Annotated in this window: 23 protein-coding genes and 1 pseudogene; 7 read left to right on the top strand and 17 right to left on the bottom strand. The window is 41.7% G+C overall.

Annotated features, from left to right (window positions below):
- Positions 1-21: 21 nt before the first annotated feature.
- The 3 genes from LEP1GSC060_RS12110 to LEP1GSC060_RS12095 all read right to left on the bottom strand — a co-directional run bounded on the left by LEP1GSC060_RS12110 (position 22) and on the right by LEP1GSC060_RS12095 (position 4,251).
- Entirely contained in the window at positions 22-1,965 is a 1,944-nt protein-coding gene (locus tag LEP1GSC060_RS12110) for an alginate export family protein (protein WP_036096329.1), read from the bottom strand.
- A 227-nt stretch (positions 1,966-2,192) separates the two neighbouring features.
- Positions 2,193-3,851, bottom strand: a complete 1,659-nt coding sequence (locus LEP1GSC060_RS12100) for a SulP family inorganic anion transporter (RefSeq protein WP_003004291.1) — start codon at positions 3,849-3,851, stop codon at positions 2,193-2,195.
- Positions 3,852-3,912: 61 nt separating this feature from the next.
- Entirely contained in the window at positions 3,913-4,251 is a 339-nt protein-coding gene (locus LEP1GSC060_RS12095) for a hypothetical protein (protein WP_230458322.1), read from the bottom strand.
- 666 nt (positions 4,252-4,917) lie between these two features.
- Here LEP1GSC060_RS12095 and LEP1GSC060_RS12090 point away from each other — a divergent pair.
- Complete coding sequence (locus tag LEP1GSC060_RS12090) at positions 4,918-6,078, top strand: FecR family protein (RefSeq protein WP_003004446.1); 1,161 nt, start codon at positions 4,918-4,920, stop codon at positions 6,076-6,078.
- Between the two features lie 119 nt (positions 6,079-6,197).
- The gene (purT, locus tag LEP1GSC060_RS12085; protein ID WP_003004899.1) at positions 6,198-7,361 is read left to right on the top strand and encodes a formate-dependent phosphoribosylglycinamide formyltransferase; all 1,164 of its coding nucleotides are present in this window, start codon (positions 6,198-6,200) and stop codon (positions 7,359-7,361) included.
- On the opposite strand, the gene LEP1GSC060_RS12080 is transcribed toward purT, so the two are convergent.
- Positions 7,358-9,766 (bottom strand): 1-acyl-sn-glycerol-3-phosphate acyltransferase, encoded by a 2,409-nt coding sequence (locus LEP1GSC060_RS12080; RefSeq protein ID WP_003004182.1) that lies wholly within the window; start codon positions 9,764-9,766, stop codon positions 7,358-7,360. The two genes, purT and LEP1GSC060_RS12080, sit on opposite strands and share 4 nt — an antisense overlap.
- Before the next feature lie 105 nt (positions 9,767-9,871).
- Here LEP1GSC060_RS12080 and LEP1GSC060_RS12075 point away from each other — a divergent pair, with 105 nt between their 5' ends.
- Positions 9,872-10,663 (top strand): LIC13411 family adhesin, encoded by a 792-nt coding sequence (locus LEP1GSC060_RS12075; protein WP_003004571.1) that lies wholly within the window; start codon positions 9,872-9,874, stop codon positions 10,661-10,663.
- Positions 10,664-10,763: 100 nt separating this feature from the next.
- On the opposite strand, the pseudogene LEP1GSC060_RS20835 reads toward LEP1GSC060_RS12075, so the two are convergent.
- The 3 genes and pseudogenes from LEP1GSC060_RS20835 to LEP1GSC060_RS12060 all read right to left on the bottom strand — a co-directional run bounded on the left by LEP1GSC060_RS20835 (position 10,764) and on the right by LEP1GSC060_RS12060 (position 11,715).
- Positions 10,764-11,004: pseudogene (locus LEP1GSC060_RS20835) on the bottom strand (type II toxin-antitoxin system HicA family toxin).
- Positions 11,005-11,220: a type II toxin-antitoxin system HicB family antitoxin gene (locus tag LEP1GSC060_RS12065; RefSeq protein WP_036096270.1), complete on the bottom strand. Its 216-nt coding sequence runs from the start codon at positions 11,218-11,220 to the stop codon at positions 11,005-11,007.
- 90 nt (positions 11,221-11,310) lie between these two features.
- A complete protein-coding gene (locus tag LEP1GSC060_RS12060; RefSeq protein WP_155119677.1) occupies positions 11,311-11,715 on the bottom strand; it encodes an LIC13410 family lipoprotein in 405 nt (134 codons plus the stop codon).
- A gap of 95 nt (positions 11,716-11,810) precedes the next feature.
- Between LEP1GSC060_RS12060 and LEP1GSC060_RS12055 the strand changes: the two genes are divergently transcribed.
- Entirely contained in the window at positions 11,811-12,764 is a 954-nt protein-coding gene (locus tag LEP1GSC060_RS12055) for an NAD-dependent epimerase/dehydratase family protein (RefSeq protein WP_003004896.1), read from the top strand.
- A gap of 496 nt (positions 12,765-13,260) precedes the next feature.
- Here LEP1GSC060_RS12055 and LEP1GSC060_RS12050 read toward each other — a convergent pair whose 3' ends face one another.
- Together LEP1GSC060_RS12050 and LEP1GSC060_RS12045 are read right to left on the bottom strand one after the other, a co-directional pair.
- Complete coding sequence (locus LEP1GSC060_RS12050; protein ID WP_003004788.1) at positions 13,261-13,710, bottom strand: MarR family winged helix-turn-helix transcriptional regulator; 450 nt, start codon at positions 13,708-13,710, stop codon at positions 13,261-13,263.
- A gap of 38 nt (positions 13,711-13,748) precedes the next feature.
- The gene (locus LEP1GSC060_RS12045) at positions 13,749-14,234 is read right to left on the bottom strand and encodes a glutathione peroxidase (RefSeq protein ID WP_036096269.1); all 486 of its coding nucleotides are present in this window, start codon (positions 14,232-14,234) and stop codon (positions 13,749-13,751) included.
- 164 nt (positions 14,235-14,398) lie between these two features.
- Here LEP1GSC060_RS12045 and LEP1GSC060_RS12040 point away from each other — a divergent pair, with 164 nt between their 5' ends.
- Both LEP1GSC060_RS12040 and LEP1GSC060_RS12035 read left to right on the top strand, forming a co-directional pair.
- On the top strand, positions 14,399-15,163 hold the full coding sequence (locus tag LEP1GSC060_RS12040; RefSeq protein ID WP_003004496.1) for a type 1 glutamine amidotransferase domain-containing protein: 765 nt from the start codon (positions 14,399-14,401) through the stop codon (positions 15,161-15,163).
- Between the two features lie 265 nt (positions 15,164-15,428).
- Positions 15,429-17,222 carry a monovalent cation:proton antiporter-2 (CPA2) family protein gene (locus LEP1GSC060_RS12035; RefSeq protein WP_003004717.1) on the top strand — a complete coding sequence of 598 codons (1,794 nt, stop codon included), beginning with the start codon at positions 15,429-15,431 and terminating at the stop codon, positions 17,220-17,222.
- A gap of 292 nt (positions 17,223-17,514) precedes the next feature.
- Here the strand turns inward: LEP1GSC060_RS12035 and LEP1GSC060_RS12030 are convergent, their stop codons facing one another.
- From LEP1GSC060_RS12030 to LEP1GSC060_RS12005, 6 genes are all read right to left on the bottom strand, one after another.
- Positions 17,515-18,309 (bottom strand): SHOCT domain-containing protein, encoded by a 795-nt coding sequence (locus LEP1GSC060_RS12030; RefSeq protein WP_003004582.1) that lies wholly within the window; start codon positions 18,307-18,309, stop codon positions 17,515-17,517.
- Positions 18,310-18,435: 126 nt separating this feature from the next.
- Positions 18,436-18,693 carry a carbon storage regulator CsrA gene (gene csrA, locus LEP1GSC060_RS12025; protein WP_036096265.1) on the bottom strand — a complete coding sequence of 86 codons (258 nt, stop codon included), beginning with the start codon at positions 18,691-18,693 and terminating at the stop codon, positions 18,436-18,438.
- A complete protein-coding gene (gene fliW / locus LEP1GSC060_RS12020; RefSeq protein WP_003004919.1) occupies positions 18,694-19,146 on the bottom strand; it encodes a flagellar assembly protein FliW in 453 nt (150 codons plus the stop codon). It abuts the gene before it with no gap.
- Positions 19,147-19,197: 51 nt separating this feature from the next.
- Complete coding sequence (locus LEP1GSC060_RS12015; protein ID WP_003004307.1) at positions 19,198-20,463, bottom strand: flagellar hook-associated protein 3; 1,266 nt, start codon at positions 20,461-20,463, stop codon at positions 19,198-19,200.
- A 39-nt stretch (positions 20,464-20,502) separates the two neighbouring features.
- Positions 20,503-22,413: a flagellar hook-associated protein FlgK gene (flgK, locus tag LEP1GSC060_RS12010; protein ID WP_003004484.1), complete on the bottom strand. Its 1,911-nt coding sequence runs from the start codon at positions 22,411-22,413 to the stop codon at positions 20,503-20,505.
- Between the two features lie 33 nt (positions 22,414-22,446).
- Entirely contained in the window at positions 22,447-22,974 is a 528-nt protein-coding gene (locus LEP1GSC060_RS12005; protein WP_036096323.1) for a flagellar protein FlgN, read from the bottom strand.
- Positions 22,975-23,388: 414 nt separating this feature from the next.
- Between LEP1GSC060_RS12005 and LEP1GSC060_RS12000 the strand changes: the two genes are divergently transcribed.
- The gene (locus tag LEP1GSC060_RS12000) at positions 23,389-24,471 is read left to right on the top strand and encodes a M23 family metallopeptidase (protein WP_003004921.1); all 1,083 of its coding nucleotides are present in this window, start codon (positions 23,389-23,391) and stop codon (positions 24,469-24,471) included.
- 184 nt (positions 24,472-24,655) lie between these two features.
- Here LEP1GSC060_RS12000 and LEP1GSC060_RS11995 read toward each other — a convergent pair whose 3' ends face one another.
- Both LEP1GSC060_RS11995 and LEP1GSC060_RS20990 read right to left on the bottom strand, forming a co-directional pair.
- Positions 24,656-24,958: a DUF1905 domain-containing protein gene (locus tag LEP1GSC060_RS11995; RefSeq protein WP_036096320.1), complete on the bottom strand. Its 303-nt coding sequence runs from the start codon at positions 24,956-24,958 to the stop codon at positions 24,656-24,658.
- Positions 24,959-25,076: 118 nt separating this feature from the next.
- On the bottom strand, positions 25,077-25,343 hold the full coding sequence (locus tag LEP1GSC060_RS20990) for a DUF4087 domain-containing protein (protein WP_080634555.1): 267 nt from the start codon (positions 25,341-25,343) through the stop codon (positions 25,077-25,079).
- Between the last annotated feature and the right edge of the window lie 114 nt (positions 25,344-25,457).

The raw sequence follows: 25,457 nt of genomic DNA, 5'->3' as shown, positions 1-25,457 counted from the left end.
GATATATTAAATCTCCCTTATCTATAGCGCCGCATTCACTTGGAAAAAATAAACGTTAGCGCCGTTTGCGGACGTATGTTGTTTTGCAAACGCCGCTACGTTCAGTTCGAATTGATTCGTAGTTCCATTATAGAGTAGAGGACTATTTCTATAATTTCTCACAGAGTTACCCGCAACTAAAAAACCCGCACCCGTCCAGAAGGACACGTTATCGTTTATTTGAAACATCCAAGTTAAATCCAATTCGGTATAAATGTTTCTACCCGTCGTGTACGATTGTGTTAAAGAATTTCCGGTGTAATTTTCGGTCGAACCCGCGGAGGTAATTCCTCCTGCCGCGTTAGTCGACACGGCAACGGGAGAAGAAAGCGCGGAACCTGCGATGGAATTTGCGCCTCCGTTGATCGCATACCAAGCGTCGTTTTTCCGAGCCTTGTCGTTGATGATATAAGCGATTTGGAACATACCCCATTTTTCGCTTTTGTAAGCGACATTCGCGTTCCAGGAACTTAGGTTTTTCGTATCTATGTTTTCGGAAAGGCCCGCAACGTTGTTCCAATAAGGAATTACGCCAAAACGAGGATTGACGAGCGTTTGGAATGTGGAAACACTTCCGTCGGCCCTGTTATTATCCCCCGAGGCATAGGTATATTGAGCGCCCACTCTTAACTTTTCCGCAAAAGTATAACCGGTTTGAAAGACGTGAAACCGCCCCGAATACTTGACCCTTTCGGTTCTTGAGTTGGCGAGAGGAATACCGTCCTCGGTCGTAGCCGGAAGATCGTAACCCAAGAATCGTTGATGAATTCTTTGACCGTTATAACCGTTCTGCCAAGCGCTTTCGATCGTCCAATCCCAGGCCTTTCCTTCCGGGAGGTTGTTCTTGTTAGTTCTGTTTGTAAGCCTAAAACCCGTCGTATATAACATATCGTTTTGTCTCTTGCGGTTTTGCGCCAGAACGTCGTCCGCGGTGGAAGGGGGAACGGTTTGAGGAATCCATTTTTTAACCACATCTATATTATAAACGTCTAAAACGACTTCATTCAAGATTTTGAAACTATTATACGTACCGAACAGAGTCGTGTCCGATTGAGATGCGGAAGGAGTGGAATTTCCGGGAGTGGAATTCAATTTAGGATCGTTCGAGGAAAGTACGCCGTTCACACCGCTTTGAGTCCAATAAGGTCTTGCTGCAAAAAAATGGACGTTAACTTTCTTATAGTCGAACATGATCCGAGCGCCGTCAAAAGAGAGGCCGTTGATCGTCCAGTTGGCTCCGCCGATCATACGCTGATCTCCGTACGCCCAAACCTGTCTACCGACTTGTACCTTCGCGTCCAAAGGAAGTTTTTTGATCATCACGAACGCTTCTCGAATGTCGGTATTATTGGAAGCGATCGAGTTATTCGGTTTACCGGGAACGTTCGGATCGGAACTCAAAGTCGGAGTATTGCTGAAAAATCCGGAACGAATATCCCCTACGTTTGCCGGAGATTCGCCTCCCCAAACCCGAGTATCTTGAACGGTAATCTTAAAAGTCACGTAAGGACTCGGATCGATTAAAAAATAAAACGCCGACGTTTGTAGGATTCGATCCGTATAAGCGTGATTGGATTTATCGAAGTTGAGATTGTTTCTGGACTCGTATCTGGGTCTCAGATAAAATCCCAACTTGATCCAATCGTTGATCCAAAGTTTATTCGAATATTTGTTCACGGTCTTGGAAAGATCCGGATCGATGAACATATGTCGATTGTAATCCGGGCTCACTCCTTCTTTTTTCATAGGAGAAACGTAATTTTCCGAACTCTCCTCCGACGTCGATTTTATGGAATCAACGTTTTTATTTTCGACGATCGGCTCGGTCGTGCTCGTTTGCGCAAAGACGGCAAACGGAAAAAATATGAAGACAATGTAAAAAAAGCGTCGCTTCTCCGTATTCCGTTTCGTTTGAAACGAACCCATAAAATCGAAAAGTATCTTTCTCATAAATCTATCCCAATTGATTCAGTTAAACATAAGAAAGAGCGTCAATGTAAGGAAAGAATCGGGTTATCCTCAACAAAACTTTTCGGATTCGCCGAAATATTTTGAATCGGTCGAACAACCCACGACGGAAGAATGTGTTGAATGTCTTCCGAAAGAGTTTCGTATGTTTCTTTCCTTAACGCCCGTAAACGAACGCTAAACTTTTACCAGGCCACGTTTTTTCTTCCGGAAGAAGGGTGATTGGAAAGCGGTTTTAATTTTTCCAAACCGACGAGTTCAAACTTGCCGCCTTCCTCTTCGTACTTTTCGGAGAACGTCAGTAAATTTTCCATTACTGAATGATCGACCAACAGAATCCCCGACAAATCAATTTGTACGTTTTTACTTTTCGGAATATTATATAATACTTTTCTAATGGATATAAAATTCAGAAATATCGCCAAGCCGTAGAATTCGATTCTAATTTTTTGATTGGTTTCGTGAGATTCGGATCTAATTCTGAAAAAATCATTCAGAGTAATTCCCTTAGGTAGAATGATATTCAAGATATGTATCGCGAACTTTGCGACAACACCGGCGAATATACCCACTAAGAGATCGTCCGCAATTGTGAAATAGATCGTAATAAAAAAGAGAAATACTTGGTCCATCCCCACTTTCCAAGTTTTCTTAAGCTCGGGAATCGCAAGTCGGTAACCCGTAACCATAAGAATCGCTGCGAGCGAAGCAAGCGGAATCATCCTCGCGATACCGGGCAGAACCAAAATGAAAATGAGGAGAAAGGCTCCGTGAAAAAAGTTGGACCATCGGGTTTTAGCCCCGTTATGGATGTTGGCGGAACTTCTCACAACTTCCGCGATAATCGGCAATCCTCCGATCAAACCCAGGACAAAGTTCCCCACACCTTTTGAAAAAAGATCCCTGTTGAGATCGGAGTTCCTTCTATAAGGATCCAACTTATCGACGGCGGCCACAGTAAGTTGAGATTCCAAACTCGCGACGAGAAAGATGGCCATTACCTGAGAAAAGAATTCCACCGTGTTGACCCGACTAAAATCCGGAAACGTAAATCCATCCAGAAAGTTTGCGGGAATGGAAACCAAACTTTTCGGTCCGACCATAAATTCATTACCAAAAAGCGAGTAAGTGTGTTCGACGTTAAACTGAAGTGCAACTCCCATAGCAATCCCGAGGCTAGCGACAACCAAGGGTCCCGGTATTTTTTTCAGCTTAGGATTCGGAAGAAAAGGAATACCCACCAAGACGATGATACTGATAAAACCGACGATCGCAATCTCCGGATTGAGATGGACTAAACCGATCGGAAGTTCTTTTATCAATCCGATAATCGATTTTGTGGCCGGAGCATAACCCAACGCCGTAAAAAACTGCTTGAGAAAAATGATAACCCCGATTGCGGCTAACATCCCATGGATCACTGCGGAAGGAAAGATCGTAGCCAATACCCCCGCTCTCATAAAACTGAAGAATATCTGCAAGGCCCCGGCAATCACGGTGGCGGCTAACGTGTATTTGAACCCCGCAGCCAGATCTCCGTGACCGAGCGTTTCAATGGATCCAAGAACGATAACGATCAAACCCGCAGCGGGACCGTTGATCGTTATATAAGAACCGCCTAAGATCGAAACTAAAAGTCCACCGACAATACCCGATAAAATTCCAGCCATCGGAGGAGCTCCCGATGCGATTGCGATACCGATACAAAGTGGAAGTGCGATCAGAAAGATGATAAAACCGGAAAGGATATCCGACTTCCAATTTTCCAGAAGACCCGGAAGAAAATCCTTTGGAGTTACAAGTTTTGTTTCTCCGGCATGAGTTGATTTTTTTAATGATTCCATTAACTTATCCTAAATTTCAGAATAATCGAAAATTATTACCTGAAAACTTAGGCTAAGATTTTCAGGTAAACGGAAAGTATGGAGGCGGAATATTCAGTCTTTCAATTCTAAGAATATTCGATACCGAAAACGCACCACAATCGCAAAGAAACAATTCTCTGGTTTTAACGATCAATAGATTGATAGAATTCGAAAGGGTAAACGCCGAAAAAACGAGAAAGAGAACAAAAACAAATTCCAAGGATTGAATCTCGGATTCGGAAATGGACTCCGAAAATTCCATACCCGGATTTTTATCCAGATAGTTCGGATTCTGGACAATGCTGACGGAAAAGATGATCAGAGAAAAAAAGGTAATGGTGAAAACGATCGATACCGCTATTTTTTTTGATAAAAACATAAAATGACTAAACCGATCGTTCATCTTTAAGCCAACCATTAGGCGAATCCAATTTGATGTCAACTGAAATCGATAGATTCTCAAAACTTACGTTTTCGACAAATTTTCCTGCCCGTACGAAAACTTCCGATCTCGATATTTTCAAAGCAAGATCCATTGAATGCGCCGGACTCAACGATCCAATCGTTTGACGCTGAGTCCTGACGATTTTTCATTTTAGATACTTATCAAAACCTGTTCCGAAAGAAACTCTCCTGTCTCCAATGACGGCACACAGAAAACCAATACGCGCGAAGCGAATTTCGAAGCTCGCCGTAAAACGATCTTTTATATCGACAATCACTTGTTTTATCCCGAGATTACGATCGAATAAAGTTTCAGTATCCTGTCTAACGCTCTTTTTTTAAAAAATAACCCGAATCGGAATGAATTTATTACTTAAGCGATTTGATATAATTCAAATTTATAATATAATATTTTTCAATTTCGGAAAATCCGTTCTTTTGTACGGTTAAACCGTAACGGATCCTATTTAAGAATTTTTCGTATGTCCGCGAGCCGACGAGAACCCGTGTTCTCGAAACGTTCGCCGATTTTTATTTCGATAAATCTTCGAAATCGGAAAGTTAGGATAACCGATTAAAAAATATAATTTAGGAAACTTTAATGTATCCAAGAGTTTTTTCAACCCTTCTTATTCTCTTTCTCGTATCGAATTCGAGTTTTTCCTGTCGTTTGATTGCGTCCCTCTTCACCAAAAACGAACGGATTCCTTCGGGTATGATCGTAGTCTTTCAAAGCGGTAATGTTGAAATCGCGAGGCACGAAAAAAAATTACGATCGGCTCCCGGTTTAATTCTGCAAGAGAATGATCTCATCCAAACGTCTTCCGGATCGATCGATATTCAAAGCGCAAACGGAGAGTTGATTCGAATAAGACCCTACACCAAACTCACGTTAAAAAATATTTCCGACAGCAAACGCGAAAAAACGGATCTTTATGTACAAGCCGGCGAATTGCTGATTAAAACCGACAAATTTAAAACGAACCGATCCTTTTTCATTTCCACTCCAACCACGGTTGCGGGCGTTCGAGGAACGACGTTCTCATTCGAACTTACGAAAGGGAAATCTCCGAAAATAAAAGTTTACGAAGGTGCGGTCGCGCTCGCTTTCAAAATTCCGCAAGAAATCCTTGAAAACGACAAAACGCAGGATAAGGAACACTATAAGGAATTCATAACATTCCTGGAGAAGAACGAGGTCGTTTTGGAAAACGGAGAGGCTTCGTATGTAAAACCGAATCTCGATCAAATGATCCAACTCGTTTTGACAAGAATCGAAAACGACGAAGATATTTCCAAAGAATTCGATACGATTCGTAAAATCGGAAATCAAGACCTTCAAAAAACCGCTTTTGTCGAAACTCCTCAGGAAATCGCGGAGATAGAAACGTTAGTCCAAGCGGATCCGAACCTGATCGATAAGGCTTTAACCGAACAAAATCCGGATTCGACTCAACCGATGATTTCTTCCATTGCTTCCGAAATTCAACAAGATCAAAATTCCAAACTGGACCAGGCGTTACACGATATCCAAACCAAGGCGGAAGCGAACGGTTTTAAAGACGAGGCTAAAATTCGAGAATATTATAATATTCTTGAAATCGTTGTGAAATCCGACGGCACGAAACTTTCAGGAGCGATCATTACTCAAATCGGAGACAAGTTGATTCTTCATACTCCAAGCGGAGTGATTCGTCTTAACAAAAACGATATCGATTACGTCGATTATCAATCTTTTCAGATCAGAACTAAAACGAAGTAAGATCTAAAAACCTTTTACTTCCCTTTCGAAATTCCGAGCGGGGACAGGACAACTATTTTGAGATAGATTCATATTTTCTTTTTGATCTTTACCAACGATTCTTTCAATCTGCCGGTAAGATGAAAAAGAAAATTCTTCTCTTAGGATCCGGGGAACTCGGCAAAGAATTCGTAATCGCGGCTCAAAGATTGGGACAATACGTCATTGCGGTCGATTCGTACGATAACGCTCCCGCTATGCAAGTGGCGCACGAAAGAGAGACCATCAACATGCTCGACGGAAATCTTTTGGATCAAGTCGTAGCAAAACATAAACCGGATCTGATCGTTCCCGAAATCGAGGCGATTAGAACCGAACGTTTTTACGAATACGAAAAACAAGGATATCAGGTCGTTCCTTCGGCAAAGGCCGCCAACTTTACGATGAATCGGAAAGCGATTCGAGATCTGGCCGCGAAAGACTTACAACTTCTCACGGCAAAATATTCATACGCCTCTTCCGAAGAAGAACTGATAAAAGCGACCGAAACATTAGGTTTTCCTTGTGTAGTCAAACCTCTCATGTCTTCGTCGGGCAAAGGACAGTCTGTCGTTCAATCTCCGAAAGATATTTCCAAAGCTTGGGATGCTTCGCAAACGAAGGGTCGCGCCGGAGCCGCTGAAATCATCGTGGAAGAATTTATTCCTTTTGAATCCGAGATCACACTTTTAACGGTAACTCAGAAAAACGGCAAAACACTTTTTTGTCCGCCCATCGGTCACAGACAAGAAAGGGGAGATTACCAAGAAAGCTGGCAACCGGCTGCGATCTCCGAAGTTCATCTGAAGGAAGCTCGGAGAATGGCGGACCTTGTGACAAAAGAACTGACCGGTTTCGGTCTTTGGGGCGTGGAATTTTTTTTAACCGAGGATCGGGTTTATTTTTCGGAACTTTCTCCCAGACCGCACGACACTGGAATGGTCACGTTAGCCGGAACACAAAACTTCAACGAGTTCGAACTTCATCTTCGGGCGATTTTAGGGATTCCGATTCCGGAAATCACTCAGGAGAGAAAAGGAGCGAGCGCCGTGATTCTCGCAAGCACGGACGGGAAAACCCCGGAAATCAAAGGGTTGGATATCGCATCGGGAATGTCCGAATCGGATTTTAGAATATTCGGAAAACCTGTTACAAGGCCCTATCGTAGAATGGGAGTTGCCCTTGCTTATTCGACAAAAAGCGAGGAAATTTCCTCACTTCGTAAACGTGCGACTCTTTTAGCCTCTAAAATCAAAGTCGATTAAAAAGATTCGTCGATACACATATTCGCATAGTATTGGATCAGGTTTCGATCCAATACTTTTACGTTTTCGTTTTCCAAAGAAATAATCTTTCTCTGTTTTAAAATCTTAAGTCCTCGGTTTAAAATCTCGTCCGAATCCCGAGTGAGATAATTTCCTTTTTTAGTCAGGATCGTTTCTTTGATTAAGTTCCTCAACTCATTGACCGCTACCTCCGCTTCCGTAAGCAGACGCGCGACGAGTTGATTCGGTAAAATTCTCCTGTACTTTTTCCAACCTTGTATGATTTCAAAGCCGATCAACCCGGTCGGATCTTCTTCGTGGATATATCTTGAAACCGGAATCGGTTCGCAAAGATCCATATACACTTCGGTTCTTTTGTAGAAAAAATCCTTAAAGCCGGTTTTATGATCCGCTCCGCAAAACTCTTCGTCCTCGGGAACGTTTTCATACGATAACGCGATCGGAACTACGATAACTTCGGAACCGGTATGTTTGTACGCTTCTACGGATGTGGACAAAATCCCCGTTTTGATAGGAATGATTCCTCCGGTCCGAGAACGGGTTCCTTCCGGATACACCAAGGTCGGAATCCCTGCCTCCAACATCATAGTTGAATACTGTGTTAAACATTCCAAATATAGAATATTCCGATTTCTTTTTCTATCCACCATGTAGGCGCCGAGAGATTTCAACACGCTTGCAAGTCCCGGAGTCGCCATCACTTTTTTATCCGCGGCGTATCTCGGCACCGGAAGTCCGAGCCATTTTAAACCGAAAGCGACTTCGACGGAATCCAAATGAGACCTGTGAGTCGGCGTATAAAGAATATCGTACCTCGAGGCAAGCGCCTTTACTTCTTTTACACAACCTCCGATTTTGGGCAATCCGGCGCCCGGTTTAAAACCGCTTAAAATATAACGAGTCGGAGCGATCAGATGAATGAGCGTGTCCCGTAAAAACGGTTTGTAGTCGTCCGCGATTTCAGAAACATAAAAATCTAATATTCTTGTAAGATCCTTGTTCCCTTTTTCCCGAAACTTTTTTTCAACTTCGTCCCAAAGTTGTATCTCTTTGGGAATTTGCAAAAGATCCGTGATATCGTCGGCCTCTTTATAACGTTTTTCCAAGGACTTTACGAGAAGCGGGGATTGTTTAACGATACGATCCGTCATTCCCGGTTGTCCGTTGATATGGCGAAGTACGTTTTTACTCAAAGCCTCTTGAAACTTTTTACCGGAAGCCGTTCCCAAACCGGAACGTTTTGTCGCTGTTTTGGAAATATGACGAACCTCGTCGGAAGTAGATTTTGAAACGAAACGAATCAACTCAGTCGGAGAAACCCTCCTCCTAAGAATTTGAAACAGCGTATTGTAAAGCGGAATCTCCACTTTTTTTTCTTCGGCCAATGCGATGATCGAAGCAAGCGAGAAGGCGCCCTCAACGTGACTTTCACTTTGACTGACTTCCTTTTGAATGAACTCCGCGGGATTGAAAAACAATTCGATCCTTTCGATCAGATTGGGCCGGTCCTCTCCCGAAATCAATTTATGCACGAACCGATGACCGTAGGCTTTGTTCCGACTATAACGGGAAGTGCAGGATACGATCAGATCCGCAAGTCCGTATTCGCTGACGGGTCGGGTCGGAATTCCCAATGTTTCCAAAAGGGAAATGATTTCGGAATATCCGAGACTGATCAATTCTCCTTCGAAGTTGCTTCCGCATTCGGGAATTCCGGAAGCGATTCCGCAAGCGATCGCGATCGGATTTTTCATAACTCCGAACACTTCCAGACCGACGAGATCCTCGTATGTTTTTGTATGGTTGCGGGAACCGTCGAATAACGTTTCAAAAATTTCCACCGATTTGGATCCGAAAGAAGACAAACAATAAAAACTATGATGTCCCCGTTTCAATTCTCCCAATATGTTAGGACCGTTGACCGCGGTATATTCGATGTCTTTGAATTCTCCCGTAACGGAAAGTTTTCGTAAATATTCAGAATATGTAATGCAGTTTGTTTTTTTCCTTGTGGAAGCGGATAAAAGCCCTTTCGTAAACGTAAAGATGAAATGGGAGGAATTCTTATCCAGGATCTTGATCAATTCGTCCAAAATCCCTTCCATCAATCTCGACGGAACAGCGATTACGAGAATCCAAGAGCCGGTTCTTAAAAAATCGAACTCGCTTTTTATATGAATGTTTTCGGGTAGAGTGATCGAGTCTTCGAGAATCGAGGCGATCCTTTCCTTTTCGATTTTTGCGGCTCTTTTCCGATCATCGTACCAAAGAAAAATTTCTTTTGCCTTGGGGGCAAGATACGTGGAAAGATAAATCCCCATCGGCCCGCCTCCTAAAACCGCGATATTTGCAGAAACGAATTCGGATGGTTTTATTTCTTCCATTTTGTTTTCTATTGAGACTCTAAGAATTTCGGAAACAATCGGAAAACGGATCTTTCGTTTTCTTTTCCGGGTTGCCTAACCGACAAATCGCAAGAGAGTGGGTTTGTGACTTTATCGAATTTCAAAAAGAAGGACAACGGATTTTTTCTTTTTCCATTACTCTTAAGTTATTTTTTTATCAGTTCAACCAATTGTGCCACGTATTTTCAAAACAGAAAAAACGATCTTAAAGACATCTTCACCGCGGGAGTGGAAGCTCCGGGTTACGGCGCGGGACTCCGAATCGGTCCTTTAGCGGCAGGTTTCGTCTTTCAAGGCGGAGAATCTTCTCCGGGTAAAAGGGATTTAGGAAAAGGTTACGGACTTAGAGGAGGTCACTTCGGTTCGTATCGATCGCAACAACTCATCTTTGGAATTTTAGGAAGTGATACTTTTTTTCCTTTGGGAGTGGAAACACAAACGTCAGAAACGGAAGAGTCGTCCGAAGAAATTTCTCCGGAAGCCGCCGAAGAATTGAAAAACTTGGAAAACTCAAAAACACCCGGGGATCAGGTTCCGGAGTTCTTAAACGAAAGATACAATATCAAAAGCCAAAAACTACGTTATCTTTCCTTTTACAATATTCCCGTTGCGGAAAGAAGAAAAAAAAAGAAGGAAGAGTTTTACAGAAGGTTTATCGAAGGGCAAAATTTCGATCGAAACGACCCGGCGATTCAAAACGCGTTACAAGCGCTTAACAAAAAGAAAGACGGTTATCCGAAAAGTTTTCTTTATCAGATAGAAATTTATTTGGGTGTTTATGTCGGACTTAGAATCGGATTCAACCCCGTGGAGCTTCTCGACTTTTTAGTCGGACTCGCGGGATTGGATCTATTGGAAGACGATACTGCGGATTAAACCTTTGTTTAAAGTTTACTTGAATTCAGTAAATGCACGTTAAGCGGCACCGCGACGAAGAAAAACGACTGCGTACTTTGAAAAATCAACTTTGGCCGTTTTAAACCTTTTGATATGCGTCTAAAAAATCGTCTCTAGTAATCCCGGATTGAGAACAATAGTACGTAACGTAGATCCTTTAATCTTGGAATGATTCGGAATCGTTAGAGGAGTTTTACTTCCGTCCGAATTTTCACGACTCATCGATATGTGTTCTCTTTCCCTAATAATTTCAAAACCCGGTAATTTCAGGGTTTTGATAACTTGTGCTTTTGGACATCTACCGGAAATTTTTGAGGCAATCAGTCCACTGCAACCGCTTCGGCAATAAAGGCTTCCATTACCTGGGATTCCTCTTCGAACACGTCTTCTCCAAACGTTTCAATGTGAAATCGAATCGCTGACCTTACATCGTTTAGAGCTTCCTCATAACCGTCTCCCTGTCTGACTACCACACCTTTGAGTCCGAGCGGATACGATACATATCCGTCCGGATGTTTCTCAATGATTACTTTAATTGTTTCATCTTAAATATTGGAACCCTCGCTTTTCTCTTTGTCCGACCCTTTTCACTTGCCGACTTTCTCAAAAATACGGTTCAGTAATGTTTAAAGTTTATATTCCATTTTTTTAATCACACCTTTCTTATCGATCGTAAGTTTGATGAACTTCGTATCTTCCGCGATCGTCGCAGGTCTTTCCGTCAGAGTTTTATAAGAATTCTTTTGATAATCGGTGGAAACCAAGTACCATTCCAAGACCGCGCCGTCTTGCGTGTTCAGTTCCACGGACGGAGTTCCCAAAACGGCTTCCGCTTTGATTCGTTTGTCTCCTTCTTTTATCATTCCGACTTCGAACGTTCTGATATCGGAGTTAGGTTGAAACTCCTGTCTCGGAGGTTGTTTTTTATCTTCGGAACTGCAAAAAGAAAGCGCCGAGACACAAGTTAAGATCAAAAGGGCCGAAAAAATATTTTTCATCGTAATCTTCTCTAAGTTTGGATTTTGATCCACGACTATGATTTTTATTTTCGATCTGTCGAGAGTAAAAATCGAAATAAAGTTTAAAAAATTCTTCTTTATCCTTATCAAAGAATCATCGTGGCCGCATGAACGAGAACGAGGTTTCCATAAAAACGGTCTTAGTGACCGGCGGTAGCGGTTCCTTGGGCTTAATACTCGTTCCGGAATTACTCAAAACTTACAGAGTGGTTTGTATCGGAAGAAATCTTTCCTCCTTTCCGGACACGATTCGATTTCATTCCAATTTCGTTTTTTACCAAATCGATTTTGAAAACGATTCGGATATTTCCCTCAATGAAAAACCGGAATTCATCATTCATCTTGCGGGAAAAGTAAGCGGTGAAGCGAGCACTTTGGAAGAGTATAGAAAAGGAAACGAACTTTCGACCCGAAAGATTCTTCAATTCGCTTCCAAAAATCGGACGACGAGAATTTTATTTTCAAGTTCCTCTTCCGTTTACGGATTTTCGGATCGACCGGTGACCGAAACTTCCGCGTTAAACGGAAATACGTTTTACGCGATTTCAAAAATTGAATGCGAATCTCTGGTGCGAAAATCCAAAAACCCTTTTGTAATTCTCAGAATCGCCTCGGTTTACGGGCCCACAAATAAAAGTTTTCTGAATAAACTTCTGAAATTATTTCGATACGGAATTCTCCTTTATTCCGGAAATCCGAACTTTAAAAAATCCATGGTTCATTCCTCCGATGTTGTCGCCGCCATTTTAATCGTATTACAAAAATGGAATAAAGCATCCGGAAAAATATTCAATCTCGCGCATCCGAGAGCCTTGTCCTCTCAAGATCTCGAAATTCTCTTTTCGAATCTGAAACCCGGAAAGTTTTTTCTACGATTGAAACTCAAAGGTTGGGTTCTTTTTTTGTTCAACCTCTTTAACAAAATTTTAACAAAATTTACGAAGAAGAAAATCAATTTGGAATATATCCAAGAATCTTCGATCGTTCTCTCGGATCGAATTCAAAAAGAATTGGGTTTTCGGTTTAAAACCGATTTCGAAGAAGGGATTCGTTTCGAGTAGTTCTAGGGTGCGACCGCACACGGTCCATAATGTTACCCACAAGTTAAGCAGGTTTTTGGAATCAGAAGGATCAAAAACGCACGTTTCAAGTGGTGAGTAGTTAGGATTTTACATACAATAAAATGCAAGTGTTCCGACAAGAAGGGAGTTTTTTACTTGCAAAAAGTATGATTTTCTGATAGAGAAAAGCCTCCCGAATCTTCCCACCGCCTATTTCGCGACTCATAGGGAGCGAAATTGAGTTTCTTCCCCTCCACCCAAAACGCGGGGGAAACTCAACACAACGCTTCCTAAACTCAATCTCACTCCCTAAGGGTCGTTCGTAACTCAATCTCACTCCCTACGGGTCGTTCGTAACTCAATCTCACTCCCTACGGGTCGTTCGATAGGGCGCGTTGTGGGGCTTGCTTGTTTCACGAAAGATTGTCGTAATTCCGACAAATTTATCTTGAGATCCAAGTAACTCGTGAGTAACGTTATGCACGCGGTCGAGTGGCTAGGGGTTAGGGGTTCGGTTTTCGGACAGAATCATCAACAATCGATCCAAATCATTTTTCAGATCGGTGAGACTTTTTTTATCGACTTCTAAGTTTTCCAGAAGTTTAGTCGGCACGCGGGTCGCTTTTTCTTTCAGTTTTTTTCCTTTTCCGGAAAGAAAGATCCGCACCGAACGTTCGTCTTCTTCGGAACGTTTTCGTACAACAAGCTCCGAATCTTCCAAACGTTTCAGCAAAGGAGTCAAAGTTCCGGAATCCAAATATAATTTTTTTCCGATCTCTTTCACGTTACATCCGTCTTCTTTCCATAACACAAGAAGAACGAGATATTGAGGATACGTTAAACCCAGTTCGTCGAGAATCGGACGATAAAGCGCCGTCACCGCTCTCGAACAAGCATAAAGAGGAAAACAAATTTGATTTTCTAAAAAAAGATTTTTGGCGGGCATAAAAGGTTCGGCTCATCCACGCGAGACGGATTCCATTTTTATTTTTTTAAAAGTTCTTGGATTTCTTTTTCGATTTTTTCCGGAGTCGTAATGGGAGAATAACGTTTGATTACGTTTCCCTCTTTGTCCACTATGAACTTCGTAAAATTCCACTTGATCGAATTTCCGAAAAACCCGGAAGCCTTCTTTGTCAAAAACCGAAATACGGGATGAGCATTATCGCCGTTCACTTCGATCTTTTTGAAAATCGGAAATTCAACTCCGTAATTTTTTTGGCAGAAATTTTTGATCGCCTCGTCCGAGCCGGGTTCCTGATGTTTGAATTGATCGCAAGGAAAGCCGAGCACCTCCAACCCTTCCGCTTTGTACTTACTATACAAGTTTTGTAAACCCGCATATTGAGGAGTAAAAGAACATTCGCTGGCGGTATTTACGATTAATAAAACTTTTCCCCTATAATCCCCCAACTTTTGTTCCTTGCCGTTATTCAGAGTAGCCGTTAAATCATAGAATGTCCGGTCCATTTCAATCTCCATTTAGATTGTGCACAATTTAATTTTATAAAATATAATTTCCTATTTTTAGTCAAGAGAATATTTATAATTTGTCCCAAAACTCAAGTTTAGCGGACTCACTTATCCGCCTTTTAAGGAGTTGATTTTTTAAAAGAAAGGTTAGAATCGATCCCATGATCCCTAAGTATAAGATTCTTATCCCGTTACCTTCCGTCGATTTTGATCCATCGGAAAGTTCGATTCCTTGGAAAATTTTAAAGGAAAACGGCTATGAAGTTTTCTTTGCGACTCCGAACGGTAAACCCGGATCGGCCGATTTTAGAATGCTCACCGGCAAAGGCCTTGGGATTTGGAAACCGATTTTGATCGCTCATAAAAAAGCGAGAGCCGCTTATGATGAAATGATTTCCGATCCTCACTATCAAAATCCTTTGTCTTATAAGGATTTAAAATCCGAAAACTTTGAAGGTGTGATTCTTCCCGGCGGACACGCTCCCGGAATGAAAGAATACTTGGAATCGAAGGAACTGCAAGAATTCGTAGGTTCGTTCTTTGCAACCGGTAAACCTTTGGGAGCGATTTGTCACGGAGTCGTTTTAGCGGCTCGAAGTAAACTTCCCGGCTCGGATCGATCCGTTCTTTACGGAAAAAAAACGACGGCGCTTTTAAAATCGCAGGAGATGGCGGCTTGGAATCTTACGAAATTATGGTTGGGAAATTATTATCGAACTTATCCCCAATCCGTGGAAGAGGAAGTGAAGTCGGCTTTAAAGGATCCGAATGATTTTCACTTCGGCCCGAAACCGATCTTCAGAGACAATCATAAGAGATTGAAAAGAGGTCATGCGATTACGGACGGAAATTACGTTTCTTCGCGATGGCCGGGAGACGCACATTCTTTCACGATTTCTTTTATGAAATTGTTTTCGAATCGTTAAAGAGAAGGCTTGAGTCTAAGTGTTTAACGTGAGCTCGGCCTAAGAACGTTTGGGCGAATCCCTCGCCTGTTTTTTCTTACGGAAAAAACCGGCGCGGGACCGCGCTTGAACTCAATGTTGCTGCCTGCGGGCGCAACATAATGCTCCAATCAACAAATTGATAGATCACCTAAAAGCGAAATTTTTTCGTGATTCCAATTTGTCGATTCCGCTTCAATCGCTTTCGCATCGGCTACATTCAACTTACGTTATATTAGGATAAAAAATGCAAGATCATAGTTTACTCATCACTCTCATTGTATTTCTTACCGCTGCGGTAATTTCGGTGCCGCTTTTTAAAAAAATCGGATTGGGTTCCGTCGTTGGTTATCTCATCGGCGGAACGATCATCGGTCCTTGGGGAATCGGATTGATCGCCGACGTGGACAGCATCCTTCATCTTTCCGAGTTCGGAGTTGTTTTACTTTTATTTTTGATCGGACTCGAATTAAAACCTCAAAGACTTTGGGTTTTAAGAAGACCCGTTTTCGGTTTAGGCGGACTTCAAGTTACCTTTACCTCGCTCGTTTTTTTTACGATCCTTTCCTTTTTAGGTTTGGAAAAGTCCCAAGCGATCGTAATCAGTATTAGCATTTCATTATCTTCTACCGCCTTTGCACTTCAAACGTTGGGAGAAAAAAACGAACTCAATACCGCACACGGAAGAAGCGCTTTTGCGATCCTTTTGTTTCAAGACTTAGCCGTAATTCCGATCATGGCGATACTTCCGTTTTTAGCGGAATCGGTCAATCCCGAGTCGCAAGGAAGTATTAAACAAATCTTAACCGCTATCGGAACGATTTTTGCTGTCATTTTAGCGGGAAGATTTCTGGCGAGACCTTTGTTCAAACTCGTCGCGTCCAGTGGAAATCACGAAATTTTCACGGCCTTATCGCTACTGATCGTGATCGGACTTTCCTTACTTATGGATCAAGTAGGACTATCGATGGCGCTGGGATCTTTTTTAGGCGGAGTGATTCTTGCCGACTCGGAATACAGACACGAGTTGGAATCGAATCTAGAACCGTTCAAAGGTCTTTTACTCGGATTATTTTTTCTAGCGGTGGGTATGTCGATCAATCTCGGAGAAGTATTAAAAGATCCGATTCTTGTTATTTTATTCGCATTCCTCTTAATGTTCGTTAAAGCGACAATCCTTTATTTTTTAGGAAGAATTTCCAAACATTCCGGCGAAGTTTCCTTAAATCTCTCCGCTACAATTTCCCAAGGCGGAGAATTTGCGTTCGTAATATTAGGAGTGAGCGTATCCCTATCCATTCTTCCGAAAGAAAAAGCGGATTTAGTCATCGCAGTCGTCACTCTTTCGATGGGCCTAACACCGATCTTCGGAATCCTTAAAGATAAAACGTCCGAATTGATTTTCAAAAAAAATCAAAGTTCGGAGGAAGATACGATCGAAGAACAAAATCGAATTATCGTGGCGGGTTTCGGAAGATTCGGGCAAATCATCGCGAGGATGCTTTTCGTTCATAGGATCGGTTTTACCGCGTTGGAACACAATCCGGATCAAGTGAACCTGGCAAGAAAATTCGGGTACAAAATCTATTACGGAGACGCGAGTAAACTGAGTCTTTTACGTTCCGCGGGAGCAGAACATGCGGATTTATTTATATTATCAATTCAGGATATAGATGTTTCCGTAAAAGTCGCGGAACTGGTTAAAAAACATTTTCCGAATTTGACGATCATTGCAAGAGCGCGAAATCGAGAGCACGTTTTTAAACTTATGGAACTCGGGATTCAAATCATTCGCAGGGACACTTTCGCATCCGCGCTCGAATTGGCGGGGGAAACCCTGAGCAAATTGGGTTTTATGGATTCCGAAGTGGAAAAAAAAGTCAAAAAATTCAGAGCCCACGACGAATTGACTTTGAAAGGACAGTTTCAAATTCGAGACGACGAAAAAGAATTTATCCAATTCTCAAAAAACTCGATGCGTCAATTGGAATTGGCTTTCGAAGCCGATCGGTTAGAGAAAGAAGGAAAAGCAGCCGGTTAAAAGCCGTTTCACTAACGCGATGGAAGAACATCCGATCGTATAAGAATTACTCAATAAATTATTTTTAAATCGAATCTAAACGATACGATTTTACAAAAAATATATCGGCATAATCGATTTTTCTCTGTCTTTTAGATCCGGTTCAACGGATATGTTCATTATAGGAAGCTTTTCCATCTTAAACTTCACAAAAGTTCAAGATGGAAAAATCCAATTCTCTTCACTATTCTCTCCGGAGCGGCTCTTAACAGGGCCGCTCCGATTTTTTGAAACGATTGTAAATTCAAAAACTCTAAAGTGATTTCAGGATTTCTGCCCGTTTCTTTTTATATTCCTCTTCGGAAATTAATTTTTTATCGAGCAGACTTTTCAGTTCCATCAATCTCTTTTCCGCATCTTTTGAATTCGTTTCTTTCGGCTGATTCTTTATTTTGATATTTCCGGAATCGGAAAGATCGGTTTTATAAACGATGTGAAATTTCTTGGATTCTCCTTTCTCGTCTTTAAAATAGGACAATATTCCCATTGCGGAATCGGGAATGAAAACTTCCAAGGGTTGTTTTTGTTTTGATTCTGAAAGAGAATAGTTCGACCAGTCCTGAAACGTATAAGGCGTTTGAAAATCTATGAATTGATTCAATTCCAAAAATATAAAGTGAATGGAATCGGCCGTCGGGTAGATTAAGAATACGGTCCTTCGAATTCTTCTTCCCGGATTGATCATATCTTCTTTTTTTAATATCCAAAGTTGATAGGGTTGGGAAGGAGAATTTTGAAATTTTTCAGAAGCACGCTGCGCGATCTCTTGGCTCAATTCTTTTGGAAAAATTCTCAGAGCGGAATCATTGACCAAGGAATCGTTTTTGTTTCCCATTTGAAACAAAACGTCCGCGATTAAATTTTTAAAATTATTTTTTTCTCGGTTTTTTAGATAGGATGCGTTTTGATCCAACCAAGAAGGAAGATCGGGGCCGCTTTCAAATGAATAAAATGCGATCGAATCGGAGGAATAATTGAGCTCCTTTCGAATTCCCGCAAAGCAGGAAGACGAAAAAATAATAAAAAATAAAACTATGACCCGATTCATGACAAATTCGACGTACGCTCCATTTTCAACTACAATCATTCCCCCAAGATGAGACTTAATCTGCGGGAACTACCGCAATTTACGAGGTAATCATTAAATTTTCATAAATTATAAATTCTTAAAGTATTATCGATCTTTTTTTTCGGAATCCTTCCTTTTGAGAATATCTCCGATCTTACCGAGATCTTCCGGTTTAATTTTCGTTCCTGCGGCTTTTTTATTTTCTTCCTGAATGTCTTTATAAACTTCCGCTCTGTGAACGGAAACGTTTCTCGGAGCCTTAACGCCGATTTTTACCTGATCGCCTTTTATATCCACGATGACGATTTCTATGTCGTCGCCGATCATGATCGACTCGTTCGTTCTCCTTGCTAAGACCAGCACTTAACCCATCTCCACGGCGGCCGATTCGAGAATTTTTTCCCGAATCGAATGAGATTCGTTCCTTGAAATAAATTGTTTCCCGAAAAGTGTTTCCTTATTAATCAGAATCGGACCCTGCATATTCGCGGTCATGAGGGAAGGATCGTCGCCCGGAATCGTTACGATCACCAACGTTAGACTCTCTTTCATCTCGACGATTCCGATTCCCTGTAGTTCCTGTTCGGGAATCAGAGGTTTATATTCTTTTTTAAAAAGGGAAGGCGGGATTACCACAAAGGCAAGATCCACTTCTTCGATCGATTGAAGCCATTTAAAAACGGATTCCTCTTCTTCCTCGATCAACGCAAATTTTTTATAGTCTTCAAATCCTAACAATCCTTCCGGAAAGGATAAGATTTGTTTTTCCGATATTTGTATTTTCCCAAACGGCTTTGTTTGAATCTCGATTCCCATTCTAAATTTTTACCTTCGAAATTTCATTTCTGAATATTCTATTTTTATGGTTTATCTCAGAAAATCCATCAATGTCTGTTTAATAATTTTCGATCCGACGTTGAGAGCGTACTGATGAACGGTTTCCAACCACTTCATATTCATAATGGTTTCGGGAAAATCGACTCCTTCGTTTTTGGAAAGGAGTTCGGTCATGTAAGATTTATCAAAATCCACTCTTTGAGCGTGTTCATCCATCCGATTCATTCTCGCACCTACGATAGCACGATGACGCAAAATATTTTCCATCGCAAGATCCAAATCCTGAAGATCGCGTCCTGAAATTCTTTCCTGATCTTTTTGGATGAGATCGTTTCTAAATTGGATCATCACGTCGAAAACCGAAAGACCGGTTACGGTTGCCGACTTGGAATAATTATTGGGGGGTTCGGAAGTCGCGGAATCCACAAGGCCGATGTCTTTTAAGATCGTTCCTCCTTCCGTGTCCTCCATCCAGATTTGATGCGGAGCCGTGGAACTCAAACTGATGTTGTCTTGAGCGAGTTTATTGGCCTTCACTTCCAGAGGCGAGTTGTTGATCTTATCGATGATATCGTCGATCGTATCTCCGGCCGAAACGTGAATTTCCACTCCGTCGATTTTAAACTTCTGATCCGAAGAAGTTACGTATCCGGAGTTATCCACCTTACTCGTGATGCTCATGTTGGTTCCCCAGAAAACTTTGTTTCCCGGAATCGTTACAGGGATGTATTCTCCCTTTTCGATTTCTCTGAGTTGTTCTCCGATATCACCTCGATATTCGACGCCTATATATTGATTTTTTAATTCGATTCCTTGAAGACCTTTGATCTTGGATTCGATCGGTTCGAAAGGAGGTCTTTCGATCACGTATCCTCCGAATAGCGGACGACCCGTTGCGTCTCTCGTGTTAGCGATGTCGACTAACGCTCTTAGGATTTCATCGATCTCTTTTCCGATCGCAACCTCGAGTTCAAACCCTTTATCACCTTGATAGATACCGTTGGAAGCTTGAACGGCGAGAACTCTTGCTCTTTGAAACAAAGAACCGATACGATCCAGTTCTCCGTCGATTTGTTGAAGACGCGAGTTTCCGTCGTCTATGTTTCTCTGAAACGTATCCAGTTCGTTGAGTCTAGAACGAAAAAACATCTGATTGGTTGCACGGCCGGGCTCGTCGGAAGGAAGACGAATTCTCTGTCCCGTGGAAAGTTGGTTCTGAGTCTCGTCCATGTTGAGCTGATGTCTGTTTAAATTATGGACCAGACTGTTGTTCTGCATCATGTTCGTAATGCGCATCATATAATTCTCTCCTTACTCGCCGGTATTAACGGGAGATTAAACGCCCAATCGATTGATGATCGTATCTAAGATTTCATTCATCGTGTTGATCATCTTCGCGGACGCGTTGTAAGAATGTTGGAACTGAACCATGTTGGCCATTTCTTCGTCCAGGTTGACGCCCATAACCGACTGTCTCATGTTTTCAAGTTCGGTCATGAGATCGTTTTGAATTCCGAATTCTTGTTTTGCTTCTCTCGCTTCCGTTCCCAATTTTGAAATGAGAGTATTGTAGAAATCATCGGTCGTTTTAGAATAATCGACCATAACCGGACTATTCCTCAAAGCGGACGCGACCATCAAAGCGTTTCTTCCGTCCTTATGACCGCCGGGCGAATTATAATCCCCGGTTCCGCCCACGTCCTTACCCCGAGCCGCCGCGATGTTTGCAACGTTATTCGCGATTGATTCCGCCACCCTAAAATGAGAAGACGGATGGAAGTGAGGGGTTAGGGTGATATCTTCGGAACGCGATTGCAGCTTGTTGATTTCGCCGAGACGTTTATAATCGTAAGCGCCCGAAGGACCGGACGCCATTAAGATCCCGGTCATTCCCACAAGAAGATCTCCCGAATCCTCGATATGTCTGAGTATAAAATTCTTATTGGGATGATCGTCTGCAACCGTCGCTTTCAAAGCCAACTGGTTGTCGTGGTTCATATAAGCTACAACGCCGGAACGGGACGCGTTGATTTTCTTAATGATTCCGCTTAACGTATCATTGGTAGTATAAGGAATCAACACGGGAGATTCTTTAACATCCGATTGATTGAAACTGATCGTTCCGTTGATTCCGATCGGTCTGTCGGGATCGATCGTATTTCTACCGGTGACTCTAAAAATCGCCGTCACGTCGTTCTGCCCGTCTCCGTTGGAATCGTATTCCCCGAAGGTGTTGATGGATAAAGAACGAATATTAAAGAAAGCTTGATTTGTATTTCCGTTGATCCCGAATCCGTCTTTGTGGATTTCGTTCACAGCATCCATTACGTTAATGGAAAGTGAATCCACTTGATCGATCTTCTCGCGGATGATCTTATCTCGAACTTCGATCAGACCCTGCAATCTTCCTTTTCTCAAAAGAACCGGATCACCGGTCGCGGACCAATACAAATCCAAAAGCCCGTCTTTGGAAGGATTGCCGAGTATATCGATCTTGTTGGCTTTGTTTCCCTGAACGAGAATTTGCTGACCGATAAAAACCATCAACTCGTCCTCGTCGGAACGGCCGATCGTAACGTCGACTAAAGAAGAAAGTTCCTGTAAAAGTGCGTCTCGTTTATCATAGAGGTCGTTCGGTCTATCGCCGAGCGCTTCCGACTTTCCGATTCTTTCGTTTAAAGTGCGGATGTTTTCGGCGATCGTATTCATGTGATACGATTTGGTTTCGATTTCGCGATTTGCCTGATCTCGCAATTGTGCGAGTTTACGATACACGTCTTCGGTTCTACTTCCAAGACCGTTTGCTTTTTCAAGAACGACGGAACGATGCGCGTTGTCTTCCGGATAATTCGCTAAGTCTTCCCAAGAAGACCAAAACTTATCCATCAAAGTTCTGAGTGTGGTTCCGTTAGGTTCGTTAAAAACCGTTTCGAGTTGATAAAGATATTCGTTACGAGCCGCCCAGTAATCCTTGTTACCGGAGGTTTCGACGATTCTATCGTCGATAAAATTATCCCGGATTCTTTCGATCGAAGCGAGTTCCACTCCTTGTCCGATTTGTCCCGGAAGATTAGAACGATTTAAAGAAGGATCATATAAAGGATCCATTGCGGTCATCGTAACCCTTTGTCTCGCATAATGTTTGTTATCCGCGTTGGAAATATTATGACCCGTGGTCTGAAGCGCTTGTTGGTGTGCGGTTAAACCCCGCTTTCCGATCTCAAGACCTGAAAATGTAGATCCCATGGCTTCCTCCTGTTACAAAAATAAACGATCAATTTACGCCGAAGCATTGAGCATAAGGGATTGTCTCTTAGCTTGTTTGCGTTCCGGCTCTTTTCCGGAGCCGTACGTGCTTACGCCGGATTCCATAGCTTTTTCTTTCATTGCGTCGATTGTTCGGGAAAGAATTTCCTGACGAGTCAGGATCAGTTTTTCATTGGATTTAATTTTTTCTTTTAAACGATGTAGAACGGATTTTAACGAAGACCCGTATTCTTTTAGTCGAAAATTGGAATCCCGATCCAGTCGGTTTAAAAAATCGGATAAGGTCGGCGCACCGGTTTCGGGGAGAGCGAAATTTTTAGAGCGATAAACTTCTTCGATCGACTTCATACGAACTCTTTCGATCTCGGCGGCCATCACGAGTAACTCGTATGTTCTTTTAGTAATCGCTTCGAGAGATTTACCGTCGGCTTGAACGACTGCGGTTGACTTCTGCGTTTCTAATTCCAAAACGTTTGAATAAAGATCAATCTCGTCCTGGAAAAGTTTTGTAAGTTGCTCCAACCATTCCTCTTGTTTCATTTGTTTTATCCGATCCCTGCTATCAAGGATCGGTAAAATCGGAAATTTGCTTAGGTAATTTTCAAAGAAAATGAGAAATGAATTTAAGACGTAAGATTGATTTAAAGTTTTGGAGAACACAACTTGGGAAAAAAGTTCGGTTTTATTTTTCAGAAGTAAAATCCGGATTTCAGTGAATTCAAAAGAAAAGACTGATAAGACATAAGAATCTGATGCGAGCGCCGGTGAATTTCTTATGCGGCGATCCATAAAAAGTCGTAGCTGAATTACCACGGGGATTCGTAGATAATTCGAATTCATCCGTAAAATGTGGGAACTACCGCATATCCGATTAAAAAAGTAAGTTTACAATTTATTTCCAAATCGTTTTTAAATTGTACTTCCACAGCATTTATAAAATCATAGTAGGATACGATGCAAAGATATCTTAGAATTTTTTACGTAATTTTTCTAATTCAGTTTTTAAATGCCGAGACGATATTTCCCAAAGACAAACCGGGGACGGAGACTAAAACCAAAGAAATAAAACTTGCAAATACGGCTCATTTCGATTCCAAAAAGGAAACAAAAGAAAAACCTAAGAAAAATTTAAAAAAAGAAGTAAAAGAAAAAAATAATAAACGCATAGAAAAAGGAAATTCGGAATTCGAGATCATCAAAAAGAAAGAAGCCCTTTTTTTCTTTTCCATTCAGACCAGAAAGTTCGCGCAAGGCGAGTTGTTGTTTCTCAAACTAACCCCGGAAAAAACGACTCTTTCCAAATTGGATAGAATCAAAATTCTCTGGGAAAAAAAAGAAATTCCTCACACGACGATCGATTCCGTCTTATACGCGTGGATTCCAATCTCTCCCGAGTTTTCCAAAAAAAACGGTATATTAGAAATTCAAGATAAAAATCTTTTTAGAAAAAACGATTATAAAGAATACGAAATTCCGATTCACAAAACGAGCTTTTCGGAAACAAAAGTTTCTTCTCTGACTATGGATAAAAAATACACATCGCAGGAACTTCCTCAGGAAACGTTAGACTTCATTGCTGAATGTTCCAAAGCAAAGGCCGAAGCATTCCAATCAAGGACCGATATGCAGATCGTATCCGATTTTATTTATCCCGTTCAGGAAGTCCACTTCACAAGTCCGTTTTATAAAAGACGTATCTATAACAAAACCAAAGGAAAAGCACACGGAGGAGTCGATTTTAAAGGAGGAGTCGGAACGCCGATTTATGCGATCAACGACGGAACCGTAATCTTATCCAGACCGATGTACTACGAAGGAAACTTCACGATAATTGATCACGGTTTGGAAGTTTATTCTTTATATATGCATCAATCCGAATTGAGCGTAAAGGCGGGCGACAAAGTAAAAAAAGGGGACCCGATCGGTAAAGTGGGCTCAACAGGAATGTCCACGGGCCCGCATCTTCATTTAGGTCTGCGCGTCCAAGGAACGATGGTCGATCCGCTTTCGGCAATCGGCCAGAAATTTTTTAGGTAAAGTTTTTTGAATATTCTATTTCTATTATTTAATGTGAGTTCGGTATAACAAATTTGGCGAATAAGTAAATTATTTTAGGAAACATTCAAAATCTTGCTCTACAAAATTTCCGTAAGAATTTTAAGTTTTTGGGATTGTTATATTTGAATTTTATAAAGTTCTTTAAAAGACATTTTAGATCGAATTAAAATTGAATCGTAATCGAAGCATGAACCTTCTGGTTGACTGTGATTTTTTCTTTCTTACGCACATCCGCCTTTAAAGGTAGAACGTACTTCGTAGAGTTTTTTTCGGGAAAAATTGACGTATTCCAACTTGTAACGCCTATTTTCGCCGTAACCGGAATCATACCCCAAGAACGCGACGTTTTATTCAATATAGATTTCGCCTCTTTAGAAGCAGTGGATGTTAAAGTTAAAAAATGCCACCCTCCTTTACCGGGATAAATCCAAACAGTCCCTTGAAATTTAATCGTAACTGAATTCAAATTTATTGATATACCCCGGAGCCGATTAGGACTAGGGAAAACCGCCTTTGTCCCGCAAAGTCCGTACATTTTTTTATTTCTATAAAAAAATCAATGATCGTGATTCCTATGACATCGATTACTTGAACATTTGATTCCATCTTTTTAAAGCGCGATCTTGTCGGCACCGCGCCAACGGAAGCGCTTGAGTAGTTTTGATTTCCAATATTTCATGAGTTTGTTTGTTGACACGAAGTCGTAAACATGAACACCCATAACCATAGTCGCCTGTGTTCGTTTTTATCCATTGGCCTGATCTAAAGACGGGCCATTGCCAATCTTTAGACACTCGATAACCGCCTTGGACCGCGATTATCCATTCGGCATCTCGGTCGTATAACCAAATGTTCGCGGGATAGGATTACTGAGCCATCCACATCGTGTTTCGAAATTGGTTGTCTCACTTTCTCCGAATGAATTCTTAGACGCAATAACCGTCATAACGAAGAATAAGCTAACA

Origin of the sequence: Leptospira weilii serovar Ranarum str. ICFT (assembly GCF_000332415.1) — a bacterium.
GTDB lineage: Bacteria > Spirochaetota > Leptospiria > Leptospirales > Leptospiraceae > Leptospira > Leptospira weilii_A.
Note: the sequence above shows the minus strand (reverse complement) of the source record. Positions and strands in the feature narration are given on the sequence as shown.

Coding starts and splice junctions, on each gene's coding strand:
- LEP1GSC060_RS12110 (WP_036096329.1), bottom strand. CDS start 1,965: ATGGGTTCGTTTCAAACGAAACGGAATACGGAGAAGCGACGCTTTTTT.
- LEP1GSC060_RS12100 (WP_003004291.1), bottom strand. CDS start 3,851: ATGGAATCATTAAAAAAATCAACTCATGCCGGAGAAACAAAACTTGTA.
- LEP1GSC060_RS12095 (WP_230458322.1), bottom strand. CDS start 4,251: ATGTTTTTATCAAAAAAAATAGCGGTATCGATCGTTTTCACCATTACC.
- LEP1GSC060_RS12090 (WP_003004446.1), top strand. CDS start 4,918: ATGTATCCAAGAGTTTTTTCAACCCTTCTTATTCTCTTTCTCGTATCG.
- purT (WP_003004899.1), top strand. CDS start 6,198: ATGAAAAAGAAAATTCTTCTCTTAGGATCCGGGGAACTCGGCAAAGAA.
- LEP1GSC060_RS12080 (WP_003004182.1), bottom strand. CDS start 9,766: ATGGAAGAAATAAAACCATCCGAATTCGTTTCTGCAAATATCGCGGTT.
- LEP1GSC060_RS12055 (WP_003004896.1), top strand. CDS start 11,811: ATGAACGAGAACGAGGTTTCCATAAAAACGGTCTTAGTGACCGGCGGT.
- LEP1GSC060_RS12050 (WP_003004788.1), bottom strand. CDS start 13,710: ATGCCCGCCAAAAATCTTTTTTTAGAAAATCAAATTTGTTTTCCTCTT.
- LEP1GSC060_RS12045 (WP_036096269.1), bottom strand. CDS start 14,234: ATGGACCGGACATTCTATGATTTAACGGCTACTCTGAATAACGGCAAG.
- LEP1GSC060_RS12040 (WP_003004496.1), top strand. CDS start 14,399: ATGATCCCTAAGTATAAGATTCTTATCCCGTTACCTTCCGTCGATTTT.
- LEP1GSC060_RS12035 (WP_003004717.1), top strand. CDS start 15,429: ATGCAAGATCATAGTTTACTCATCACTCTCATTGTATTTCTTACCGCT.
- LEP1GSC060_RS12030 (WP_003004582.1), bottom strand. CDS start 18,309: ATGAATCGGGTCATAGTTTTATTTTTTATTATTTTTTCGTCTTCCTGC.
- fliW (WP_003004919.1), bottom strand. CDS start 19,146: ATGGGAATCGAGATTCAAACAAAGCCGTTTGGGAAAATACAAATATCG.
- LEP1GSC060_RS12015 (WP_003004307.1), bottom strand. CDS start 20,463: ATGCGCATTACGAACATGATGCAGAACAACAGTCTGGTCCATAATTTA.
- flgK (WP_003004484.1), bottom strand. CDS start 22,413: ATGGGATCTACATTTTCAGGTCTTGAGATCGGAAAGCGGGGTTTAACC.
- LEP1GSC060_RS12005 (WP_036096323.1), bottom strand. CDS start 22,974: ATGAAACAAGAGGAATGGTTGGAGCAACTTACAAAACTTTTCCAGGAC.
- LEP1GSC060_RS12000 (WP_003004921.1), top strand. CDS start 23,389: ATGCAAAGATATCTTAGAATTTTTTACGTAATTTTTCTAATTCAGTTT.